This is a genomic window from Sedimenticola hydrogenitrophicus, from assembly GCF_029017505.1.
In the GTDB taxonomy this organism is placed as follows: Bacteria; Pseudomonadota; Gammaproteobacteria; order Chromatiales; family Chromatiaceae; genus Sedimenticola; species Sedimenticola hydrogenitrophicus_A.
Window position 1 is genome coordinate 16,107 of record NZ_JAQGEI010000019.1, and the last position, 10,924, is coordinate 27,030.

The following is a 10,924-nucleotide window of genomic DNA, read 5'->3' on the forward strand; positions in this document are numbered from 1 at the left end:
AAGGAGAGAAATCATGGCAAATGAAGGCTACCACGAACCGATAGCGGAACTCTCGGCGGAGACCCGGGACATGCACCGCGCCATCATATCGCTGATGGAGGAACTGGAGGCGATCGACTGGTACAACCAGCGGGTCGATGCCTGCCGCGATCCGCAACTGAAGGCGATCCTGGCGCATAACCGGGACGAGGAGAAGGAGCACGCCTCGATGGTGCTGGAGTGGATCCGCCGCAACGATCCGCGATTCGAACATGAGCTGAAGGATTACCTGTTCAGCGACAAACCCATTACCCACGAGTAGTGGTGCAAAAGGATGGAATGAACATTAGCGAGGAGATGTCAGAGATGGGCAAACTGTCACACGAAAATCTTTACAGCCTGGAAGAGTATGCCCGTATCCGTCCCGAGTTCCGGGCCCAGGTGATGGCGCATAAAAAGGACCGGCGGGTCGCCATCGGTGAACACGCCGCGCTCTATTTTGAGGATGCCCTCACCATGCAGTACCAGGTGCAGGAGATGCTCAGGATCGAGCGGATCTTTGAAGCCAGGGGGATTCAGGATGAACTGGATGTGTACAATCCACTGATCCCGGATGGGCAGAACTGGAAGGCCACCTTCATGATGGAGTACGCCGATGTGGAACAGCGGCGGCGTGAACTGGCCCGTCTGATAGGCGTGGATGAGGCGCTCTGGGTTCAGGTGGAGGGTTTCGACAAGGTTCACCCGGTGGCCAATGAAGACCTGGAACGCACCACCGAGGATAAAACCGCATCGGTCCATTTCGTGCGCTTCGAGCTCACCCCGGAGATGGCGGCGGCGGCCAAGGGCGGCGCCGCCATCCGCGCGGGCATCAGCCACCCGGCCTATAGCGCGGAGACCGTGCTGGATGAAAATGTGCGCAACTCGCTGGTGGGAGACCTGCAATAGGGCGATGCTTTAACCCATAAAAAAACCGCCACCCGAGCCTTCGAGTGGCGGTTTCTGTTCGATCAGAAAGAGCTGATTAAGCGGCTTTCTTTGCAGCGGCAGGGGCCTTCTTGGCCGCCGGTGCCACGGCAGCGGTTGCCACCTCAATACTCTTCTCGGCGATTTTCTGCGCCTCGGTTGAGAACTGGCTACCGATACTGGCCACGGCCTGTGAATCGGCAATAACTTTTTCGCCGATCAGCTTGAAGGTCTCGCCCTGCTTGGTGAAGAAAGCTTCCAGTGCGTTCTGGTCGGTGATCTCGGAAGCGGAACGCAACTGCTCAAGGCAGATATCGGTATATTCGCGTACGCTGCCCAGCTGGATCTCGGCCAGCTTCTCGATGTTGTAGATATACAGCTTGTTCAGCTCCTGGACCGGAGAGAGAACAGTCTGAACCTGTGCGGTAAACTTTTCAAAAATTTCATTTGTCATGACAATGGCCTTCCTTAGTAGAGGGGATTACCCAGATGGTGCGATGCAGCATAGCACTGGAATTGTTGCAGTGCAATAACTAGTGGGTGAATTTTTTGTGAACTATTTATTTGTTTAAAAGTAACTACTCACTGGGTGACGGGCCTGACTTGCCGGCCTCACGTGATGGCGCCATCAAGATCGACTAACAAGGTAGGCCAATCACTTACCGACCGGGTGAGTAGTTACGTTTTAAAAATTCACGGAAGACCACCCCGTTTTCGGTCATTTAGGAATCAGGAGCGATTGCTCTTCCCATTGCGGAGACAGGGAAACTCTAATATCGTGCTCCGCAATTGACCATTCAGGAGTAACCCATGTCCGCTAAGCCGCAGATCCCCCTCACTGATGTCAGAGGCGTCGGCCCCAGCGCGGCGGTCAGGATGAGGCAATATGGCATCCAGACGGCCAATCAGCTGGCCGGGATGTCCATCGCCGAGTTCAAACAGCGCTGTCCCACGCTGGAGAAACGGGGAGAGGCCTTCGTAAAAGGGGCACGCAGACTGCTCAAGCGGATCGGCGAGGCTGCCGTTGCCGGTGACCCGGTACCGACCGGTCAGCCGGTCGATCCGGCGCAAAATGCCGCTGCCGACCGTCCGTTCAACGAAACCGGGGCAGCCCTGCCGGCGGAAGAGCGGAAAACGCACAAGACGGAAAAGAGCCCCCCTCAAGCGACAACGACCGATACAACGACACCCGTGGATGAGAAGCCCAAACCGGAAAAGAAGGAAAAGAAGGATAAACTGAAACAGAAAAGCAAGCCTGACGCGCAGGAGAAGAAGGAGAAGAAGGAGAAGAAGGAGAAGAAGCAGAAAAAGGGCGATAAGAAGGAGAAAACCGAAAAGCAGCAGTCGGACAAGCAAAAGAAGTCGCCCAAGAAAGACAAGCAGGACAAAAAGGACAAATCATCCGACAAAAAGAAAAAGAGAGAGAAGAAACGTGATAAAAAGGGTTAGCGGCTTGGGCTCTGAGCGGAACCGGTGAGGCAACGTTTGCCCTGTCAGACGGCGTTTTCGCTCCCTGGATTACCGGGGTGGCGGGGCGATCGGGAATATCTGACCGAAATGTAAAAATACTCCTGGCTAATCTTATAGACATGGCCTATAGTGTCCCCAGCTACAGATTTTGTTATCGGCAGTTTTGGTCGTTCCATTCTTGTTACCCCCTCAATTCCTCGTTTCATTACCTGTAAGCAACAAGCACATTGTTTAATTTATTTCAGGTAAAAGTTTTATGGCTACAGGTACTGTAAAGTGGTTTAACGAGTCCAAAGGTTTTGGGTTTATTTCTCAGGATGATGGCGGCCCCGATGTATTCGTACATTTCAATGCGATCCAGGGTTCGGGTTTCAAGACCCTAGCCGAAGGCCAGCCGGTCACCTTTGATGTTGAGAAGGGTCCCAAGGGCCTGCAGGCGAGCAAGGTTAGCGCCTAAGCCTCACCTCATCGGCTAAACCGATATGCAGAACCCCGCTTCGGCGGGGTTCTTTATTACCGCAGTAACAGTTTGCATGATGCAAAGGGGGAACCTCATTGAAAAAGATATTTATCGGGAATCTGCCATCCGACACCAGCGAACAAGATATCCAGACCCTGTTTTCCGAATTCGGTACGGTGCGCGCATCCAAGCTGGTCATGGATGTCTTTTCCGGCCAGTGCAAGGGCTTCGGCTTTATCGAGATGGAAGGCCACGAGGCGCGTGCCGCCATCGCCGGACTGAATGGTAGAGAGTTCAACGGCAAGTCGCTGAAGGTCAACTTCGAGACCCCCAAGCCAGGTGGCCGTCGCCGCCGCTAGGGCGAGCGCCAGAGACCCGGGGATCAGCATCGATCCCGCTGTTTCCTCCCGTCCGTCGACCACCTGGTCCGACGGGTTGTCTGATGCGCCGATCACCTTTCCATTTTCCGTTCCAGCGCCGTGAGAACAGGCTTCTTCCAGGATACGCCGGGCGCCGCGATGCGCAGCAAGTTTGATCGATGCGCTTCTCGTTGCTGATAGCGCTCAGCAGCAAGGGAACTTTTCCATACTAAGAGATAAAATACCTTTGTCATTGTGATACGGCCAAAACAATCCCGCCGTTCGCAAGCCTCGGGAGGCACTCGCTGAGTGAAAATCGCTCTGGGTAGATGGCTCTGTTTAACTATACTCAAGCTGTTGGAGAGGCTGGTTGGTTCCGTTCATACAGGACGGGGTGCGACGGCCCGACAGGGCCGCTGCTTCAATCATCGCAGCCGTTTTGGAGGTGTTGATCATGGCCAGGTACTACATCGATTGCCGCGACTACCCGAGTGAGGCCAATTGCACGGTGGCCCTTTCCGCCGACAGCAAGGAAGAACTGCTGGAGGCGGCGGTGCAACACGCCAGCCAAGTGCACGGCCACCAGGATAGTCCGGAACTGCGGGACCAGATGCTGAAGATGTTCCAGGAGGGGGAGGCACCGGCAAGCTGACGCCGGTATCCCCGAGATAGGCCAGGGATGATCCGTGTCGTAGCGTTCTGTTGTGGATGACCATCAGGTAACCGGATAGCGAACACGATACAGGACAGCTGATTGAGTCAATCCGTACCAGAAGCGTTCAACATGGGTGCCTGGCGGGTAATGCCGGCAGACAATGAGCTGTGCCGTGACGGCAAGCGGGTCCCGCTCGAACCGAAAGCGATGGGTCTGCTGCTGTACCTGGCGGAACATGCCGGGAATACGGTAAGCCGTGAGCAGCTGTTTGAGGCCCTGTGGCCGGGCGTTGTCGTCAGTGACGACACCCTGACCCAGGCGGTGCTCAAGCTGCGCAAGGCGTTGGGCGATAATGCGAAAACTCCCCGCTATATCCAGACGGTAGCCAAGCGCGGTTATCGTCTTTGTGTTGCGGTTGACCGTTCCCCGCCAGCGGCATTGGCCGGGCCGTTGAATCGCCAGCGCTCAGGTTGGGCGTTGCTGGTGGTGACGGCGGTCATTCTGATTGGTGTGCTGGGTTATCGCACACTCTACGTGCCGCAACCGATGAGCGGGCTGCCCGATGTCTCCACGCTTAAGCCGGTGCCCGCCGAGGGGTTGCCGACGCTGACGGTGCAGCCTTTTCAATTACTCGGGGAGGATGCCTCACAAGCCTACCTGGCCCAGGGTCTGACATTCGACCTGATAACCGATCTGTCGCGTCTCTCCAGTCTCTGGGTGATCGGGTCCCGCTCCATTCTCGGTCAGAAGGATGACGGGAAGGACGCGCTGCCGGTGCGCTATCGGGTCACCGGTGAGGTACAGCGTGCCGCGGACGAACTGCGCGTGCAGGTCCATCTGCAGGATGTGACGAGCGGTCGTCAGCTCTGGTCGGAACGCTACCACCAACCGATCGACAACCTGTTCCAGATCCAGGAACAGATCAGCCGGCAAATCGCCGCGACCCTGTCGCTCAAGGTGAGTGAAGCGGAGCAGCGGCACCTGGCACACCGCTATACCCACAGCGTTCCCGCCTATGAGTATTTTCTGCAGGCTCAGTCATTACTCCTGGTCCGTTTGAAAGACGAGAATGAAAAGGCTCGGACGTTCTATCGCCAGGCTATTGCTCTGGACCCTTCGTTCGCCCGCGCCTATGCCGGTCTGGCCCTGAGTCATGCGGCGGATTACCGCAATCAGTGGATGCCCGTGGGGGGTAACGCGCTGGAAAAAGCGCGCGGTATGGCCAGGACAGCACTGCAGATCGACCCGGACATTCCCGAAGTCTATTGGGTGCTGGCCTATGTGAGTGCCCAGCAACGGCAGCACGAGAAGGCGATCGGGTTGCTGAAAAAGGCGATCTCCCTGGACCAGTCATTCGCCGATGCTTATGCCCTGATGGGAGGGATCAACACCTATATGGGGCAATCTGCCAAGACACCTGCACTGATCCGCACCGCCATTCGCCTCAATCCGGATGCCGGTTATCTCTATTTCCTGCTGCTCGGTCGCGCATATTTCTATCTGGGGGATTGGGAGCAGGCGCTGATCAATCTCAACGAGGCGCTGATGCGCAATCCCGCCAATCTGGAAGGGCATATCTATCTGGCGGCGGTATTGGCATCGTCCGGAGACCGGACAGGGGCGCTTTGGGAGGCGGAAGAGATACGCACCCTGCAGACTGACTTCAACGCCGACAACTGGTTGCAGACCTACCCGATGACCGACCAGCGGCAGGGCCGGCAATTGCGAACCGCACTGGCGTCATTGGGTCTGGTGGAAACGGCCGTGAGTGTGCAAAAGCCGTAATCGGTCTCTGCAACGACGACAAGCCGCAGTTCGTTTTCTTCTTTACTCCTCGTGAAACCTATTGAAAAACAAATTAAAACTGTTTCTTCGTAATTTCTTAGGGAATCATTCGGAACTTCCCAGGCCTCTCCACCTATACCTCCGTTCAGGCAGCACGGGCTATCCCACGCTGTCCGCAATCAACTCACAGGAGAGCGGGCATGAGTAAGTTGGCGATAGTGCAGATGCCACCGGTATTTCTGGACCGGGCGAAGACCCTGGAGCGGGCCGTCGGCCAGATCGAGGAGGCGGCCGCCCAGGGGGCGGAACTGGTGGTTTTTCCCGAGGCCTTTATCCCCGGTTATCCCGCCTGGGCCTGGCGTCTCAGGCCGGGCGCCGACTGGGGAGCGTGCGAGGCGTTGCACGGTCGCCTGCTGGATCAGGCGGTGGACCTGAAACGGGGCGATCTGGAACCCCTCTGCGCGGCGGCGCGGCAGCATCAGGTAACCGTGCTGTGCGGGATCAATGAGCGGGACAGTGATTTCAGCCGCGCCACCCTGTTCAATAGCTACCTGGTGGTCGGGCCGGAGGGGACGGTGCTGAACCGTCATCGCAAGGTCATGCCCACCAATCCGGAACGGATGGTATGGGGCTTCGGCGACGCCGCTGGGCTGAACGTGGTGGATACCCCCTGTGGCCGGGTGGGTGCGCTGCTCTGTTGGGAGAACTATATGCCGCTGGCGCGTTATGCCCTCTATGCCCAGGGCATGGAGCTCTATGTGGCTCCGACCTATGACAGCGACGACGACTGGATCGGCAGCCTGCGCCACATCGCCCGCGAGGCAGGTTGCTGGGTGGTGGGTAGCGGGACGCTGTTGCGGGGAGAGGATCTGCGGGTGGATGTGGCCGATCTGGCTGCCCTCTATCCGGATCCCGAAGAGTGGGTGAATCCGGGGGATTCGGTGGTCATCGCCCCTGGTGGCGAGGTGGTGGCCGGGCCGCTGCGGCGCGAGGCAGGCATCCTCTACGCCGAGGTGGATGCGGCCAAAGTTGGGCTGGCCCGTCGTACCCTGGACGTGGCCGGTCACTACGCGCGGCCGGATCTCTTTCAGCTCAAGGTCAACCGGCAGCCACAGTGCCCGGTGGATTTCTCCTGAGTCCGGGCCGTGATAAACCGGCGCCATTTCAACGGCTGGCTGGCCGCCGCCCTCTGCGCTGGATGGAGCGGTGCGGTGCGACCGCAGGCCACCGCCGGCACCCCGCTGCGCGTGGCCGCCCTGCAGATGACACCCAGGCTGGCCGACCTGCAGGCCAATCTGGCCCAGGCGGAACAGTTGATTCGCCAGGCCCGGAAGCAGGGGGCACAATGGATTGTATTACCGGAACTGTTCACCACGGCAGCCGCCTTCCACCCGGATATGTTGGCCGCCATCCAACCGCACGACGGTACACCGGCCGCGCTGCTCCGGCGTCTTGCCCGTGACACTGGTTGCACCATCGGCGGCTCCTTTCTCGCCAGCCGCCAGGGAGAGGTCTACAACAGTTTTCTGCTCTGTCATCCCGATGGCCAGGTGCAACAGCATGACAAGGATCTGCCCACCTACTGGGAGCGCTGCTTTTACCGCGGCGGAATGGACGATGGGGTGCTGGACACCCCGCTCGGCGGGGTCGGTGCGGCACTCTGCTGGGAGATGATCCGCTCCGATACCCTGCGCCGCCTGCACGGTCGGGTGCGGCTGCTGCTGTGCGGCTCCTGCTGGTGGACCCTGAGTGACGATGTGGAGGCGGATAACCCCCTGCGCGCCATCAACCTGGAAATGCTGCGCCAGGCGCCGGTGAACTGTGCCCGTATCCTGGGCGTGCCGGTGGTGCACGCCTCCCACGCCGGTCGGTTCAACGGCTTCTTCAGCCCCGACCTGCCGGATGTGCCCTATGACTCCAGCTACCTGGGGGAGAGCATGATCGTGGATGCCCAGGGGCGGGTGCTGGCGCGAAGGGATGCGACCCAGGGTGCCGGGGTTGTGCTGGCCGATATCGTCTTGCCGGCACATGCCCAGCCGCTGCAACCACTGCCCGACACTTTTTGGTTGCCGGCGCGGATGCCGCAACCCTGGCGCTCCTCCTGGGAACGCTGGTTGACGAGCGGAGCGCGCTATTACGAATCGGTCACCCGGCCTTATCTGCAGAGCGTTGAAATCAACGAATATATACCGGAGTACATGCTGTAACCGGTATCTGTACAGGGGCGGTGATCGATGCTGGCGATAGTGCCGGTGTCAATTCAGATCCTCTGGGTATGAGGAGAACATCATGAATGCGACAACGATCTATCATGCAAGCTGCTTTTGTGGCGGGGTAGCGATGACCCTGACCGGTGAGCCGGAAGTGATGGCCTACTGCCACTGTGACTCCTGCCGCCGCTGGTCCGCCGGTCGGGTCAGTGCCTTTACCTTGTGGAAACCGGAGAGCCTGGCGATTACCCGGGGTGCGGAACAGATAGCCAGTTATGAGCAAAACCCCCGTTCTGATCATCAGCAGGTGGTCAGCAAACGCAAGTGGTGCAAAGTATGCGGCGGGCATCTCTATACCGATCACCCCACCATGGGATTGATTGATGTCCCGTCAGCGGTAATTGATCATTTTCATTTTGAACCGGCATTTCATGTGCACTATCAGGAGTCCGTACAACCCATTCGGGATGGGTTGCCCAAGTTCAAGGATTTACCCAAGGAGGCCGGCGGCAGCGGGGATCGGCTGTCTAAGTGAGGTGCGGTTTCACCCTGGGAGCCTGTCGGGTTTGACCAACCGTAGTTTCGTCGGGTGAGGAGTGGTACATAGAAATTGTTTTCAATTAAGCATTTGTTATGGCTGGGCGGACGGCGGGGCAGTGCCGGGGACGAGGAGCAGGGTTCACCCGGCAGGAAGCAGAGGGCAGGGCTATGGATCGGTTATCAGGTTTCTATTGCGCATTGCGAATTGCGCAGGGTGCCAGAGGTCGGGCGTAGCGACACAGCGGCCTGATCGCAAACGTCAGGCACCCTTGATGATGGGAAGGTTTTGCGCGGTGGATCAGGCGTCGCTGTCCGTGAGGGCCGAGCGAAGGATGTTCTTTTCCTGTTGTTCGATCTGGCGCAGGGCGTCACTGACATGGCGCACATGGGCCATGGCGGCCTTTTGTGCCCACCGGGCCTGGCGGCTGATCACGGCGTGGTAGATCTGTCGATGGTGCTTGTCGATCTGCTGCTTGAAGGCGGTACGGTGGCTGAGATTCAGTACCGAGGCCTGCACCGAGTACAGCATCAGGTTCTTGAGGCTGCTAAGAATGTGCACCAGCACCGGGTTGTGGGCGGCGCCGGCGATGGCGCGGTGGAAGGCGTGGTCAAGATTGGCGTTGGTCAGCGGGTCAGCCGCCTCCATAGCCTCGAAGGCCTGGGTAATGCGGTACTGATCCTTGCCGGTGGCACGCTGCGCGGCGAGATAGGCCGCCTGGCCTTCGAGCTGCTCGCGCACTTCGAACAGGTCGTAGAGTGTGCGGGCATGCCCAAAATACAGGTTCACCAACGGGCCCGTATCGTCAGGCTCTGTGACAATACTGGAAACGAAGGACCCCTGGCCATGGCGGGTTTCAATGATGCCGCGCCCATGCAATTCGTGCAGGGCCTCGCGAATGATGGCACGGGAAACGCCCAGCTTTGCCGCAAGCGCACGTTCGGACGGTATTTTCTGTTCCGGTGCCAGGGTGCCATCAAGAATCAGTTCTTCCAGGTGGCGCGCGATCGACTGGGCGATGGGCGGGGCTTTGTTTTTCATCTTTGTGTACTGGTTAGACCAGTTCTCCGTGGGATCTCTGTGGGCGGCGGTGGTATGGCCTCATGCCGCTTACTATCGGCTATCGTCCCTGGAGCGTCCACACAGGCACAGAACAAACTGGTCAGACCAGTTATGAATTCGATGGACGCCGCACCGTAAACTGGCGAATCTCGGTGTCAGCAAGGCGTGCTGCGCGGCGTTTGGATGAAGATGAACAGGGTACCACAGACCCTGGATCCAGCCCCGCGGTTTACGTCCATGCAGAGCTAGCCCATACAAATAACGAGGCCAAAGGAGAACATCCCATGATCAACCCGTACACCAAGACCGATACCCCCGCACCGCATCGACGCGGATTTCTGAAATCTGCCGTCTTGGCATCCGCCGCCCTGCTGGGCGCCACCATGCTGGCACCGGCCCAGGCCTCCGCCGCCCAGACCTGGAAGGTTCAATCCGTATGGGACGCGGGTACCGTGGGTTACGACCTGTTTGAGCAATGGGCCAACGAGATGGAGGAAAAAACCGCTGGCGAGCTGAAAATCAAGCCGTTTCCGGCTAAATCAGTTGCAGCGGATAACAATGCATTGTTCGATGCGGTGCGCAACAACGTGCTGCAGGGCATGAACCCCTTCACCATCTATTGGTCCGGCAAGATCCCTGCGTCCGTGTTTCTGACCTCTTACCCGGCAGGCCCCGATCAGCCCGCTCAGTGGGACACCATGTTCTACAGCATGGGCATGCTGGAAAAAACCCGTGAGATCTACAAAAAATTCGGCCTGTTCTATGTCGGCCCCATTCAGCATGACGCCAACATCATCCATGCCAAGAAGGCGGTCAAATCCCTGGAAGACCTCCACGGCATGAAGATGCGTCTGCCAGGCGGCATGGTGGCGGAAGTGTTTGGCAAGTTTGGCGTATCCAGCGTCAGCCTGCCGGGGTCGGATATCTTTCCGGCGCTAGAGAAAGGCACCATAGATGCAGCGGACTATGTCGGTCCTGCGGTGAACTACGAACTGGGCTTTTCACAGGTGACCGATACCATCCTGATGGGGCCTCCGGGCGTCATGTCGATCTACCAGCCGGTGGATCTGATGGATCTCACCGTTAACCTGCGTTCCTGGAACAAGCTGTCACCCAAGGTGCAGAAAATTGTTGAAGACGAGGTACGCAGCTATTCGCAACGTCATTATCTGACTATCCAGAAGCGCAACATCCTGGCCATGGAGAAATTCAAGGCCGACGGTACCGCGGTATCACGTCTGTCCCAGGCGGACGTAGAGGCGTTTCGTCGCGCTGCCATTCCCATCTGGTTCAACTGGGCCAACAAGGATGCAGATGCCCGGGCGATATTTGACATGCAGCTCGAATACATGATGAACGAGACCGTCGGCTACATCAGCCCCGATGACATCAAGGGTATGGAGTAACCCGGCAGGCCGAATTCGGGGGAGGGCTGCGAGC

At 58.4% G+C, this 10,924-nt stretch carries 13 protein-coding genes; 11 read left to right on the forward strand and 2 right to left on the reverse strand.

Going from position 1 to position 10,924, the window contains the following annotated elements; genetic code table 11:
* The first annotated feature begins 13 nt into the window (after positions 1–13).
* Together O9K64_RS12940 and O9K64_RS12945 are read left to right on the forward strand one after the other, a co-directional pair.
* Entirely contained in the window at positions 14–301 is a 288-nt protein-coding gene (locus O9K64_RS12940) for a ferritin-like domain-containing protein (RefSeq protein WP_275098502.1), read from the forward strand.
* Positions 302–336: 35 nt separating this feature from the next.
* Positions 337–927, forward strand: coding sequence for a DUF3501 family protein (locus tag O9K64_RS12945; protein ID WP_275098567.1), 591 nt, complete (start codon positions 337–339; stop codon positions 925–927).
* A gap of 76 nt (positions 928–1,003) precedes the next feature.
* Here O9K64_RS12945 and O9K64_RS12950 read toward each other — a convergent pair whose 3' ends face one another.
* Entirely contained in the window at positions 1,004–1,399 is a 396-nt protein-coding gene (locus tag O9K64_RS12950; RefSeq protein WP_275098503.1) for a phasin family protein, read from the reverse strand.
* A gap of 356 nt (positions 1,400–1,755) precedes the next feature.
* Between O9K64_RS12950 and O9K64_RS12955 the strand changes: the two genes are divergently transcribed.
* From O9K64_RS12955 to O9K64_RS12990, 8 genes are all read left to right on the forward strand, one after another.
* The gene (locus O9K64_RS12955) at positions 1,756–2,394 is read left to right on the forward strand and encodes a hypothetical protein (RefSeq protein WP_275098504.1); all 639 of its coding nucleotides are present in this window, start codon (positions 1,756–1,758) and stop codon (positions 2,392–2,394) included.
* Between the two features lie 277 nt (positions 2,395–2,671).
* The gene (locus O9K64_RS12960; RefSeq protein ID WP_260293195.1) at positions 2,672–2,872 is read left to right on the forward strand and encodes a cold-shock protein; all 201 of its coding nucleotides are present in this window, start codon (positions 2,672–2,674) and stop codon (positions 2,870–2,872) included.
* 98 nt (positions 2,873–2,970) lie between these two features.
* Positions 2,971–3,234: an RNA recognition motif domain-containing protein gene (locus O9K64_RS12965; protein ID WP_260293196.1), complete on the forward strand. Its 264-nt coding sequence runs from the start codon at positions 2,971–2,973 to the stop codon at positions 3,232–3,234.
* A 454-nt stretch (positions 3,235–3,688) separates the two neighbouring features.
* Entirely contained in the window at positions 3,689–3,886 is a 198-nt protein-coding gene (locus tag O9K64_RS12970; protein WP_275098505.1) for a DUF1059 domain-containing protein, read from the forward strand.
* A 102-nt stretch (positions 3,887–3,988) separates the two neighbouring features.
* Positions 3,989–5,674, forward strand: a complete 1,686-nt coding sequence (locus O9K64_RS12975) for a winged helix-turn-helix domain-containing protein (RefSeq protein ID WP_275098506.1) — start codon at positions 3,989–3,991, stop codon at positions 5,672–5,674.
* A gap of 200 nt (positions 5,675–5,874) precedes the next feature.
* On the forward strand, positions 5,875–6,810 hold the full coding sequence (locus O9K64_RS12980; RefSeq protein ID WP_275098507.1) for a carbon-nitrogen hydrolase family protein: 936 nt from the start codon (positions 5,875–5,877) through the stop codon (positions 6,808–6,810).
* 9 nt (positions 6,811–6,819) lie between these two features.
* Positions 6,820–7,881, forward strand: coding sequence for a carbon-nitrogen hydrolase family protein (locus tag O9K64_RS12985; protein ID WP_275098508.1), 1,062 nt, complete (start codon positions 6,820–6,822; stop codon positions 7,879–7,881).
* A gap of 82 nt (positions 7,882–7,963) precedes the next feature.
* A complete protein-coding gene (locus tag O9K64_RS12990; protein ID WP_275098509.1) occupies positions 7,964–8,419 on the forward strand; it encodes a GFA family protein in 456 nt (151 codons plus the stop codon).
* Between the two features lie 303 nt (positions 8,420–8,722).
* Here O9K64_RS12990 and O9K64_RS12995 read toward each other — a convergent pair whose 3' ends face one another.
* The gene (locus tag O9K64_RS12995) at positions 8,723–9,463 is read right to left on the reverse strand and encodes an FCD domain-containing protein (protein WP_275098510.1); all 741 of its coding nucleotides are present in this window, start codon (positions 9,461–9,463) and stop codon (positions 8,723–8,725) included.
* A gap of 62 nt (positions 9,464–9,525) precedes the next feature.
* On the opposite strand from O9K64_RS12995, the gene dctP reads away from it, so the two are divergent.
* Positions 9,526–10,890, forward strand: coding sequence for a TRAP transporter substrate-binding protein DctP (gene dctP, locus O9K64_RS13000; protein ID WP_335342291.1), 1,365 nt, complete (start codon positions 9,526–9,528; stop codon positions 10,888–10,890).
* The last annotated feature ends 34 nt before the right edge of the window (positions 10,891–10,924 follow it).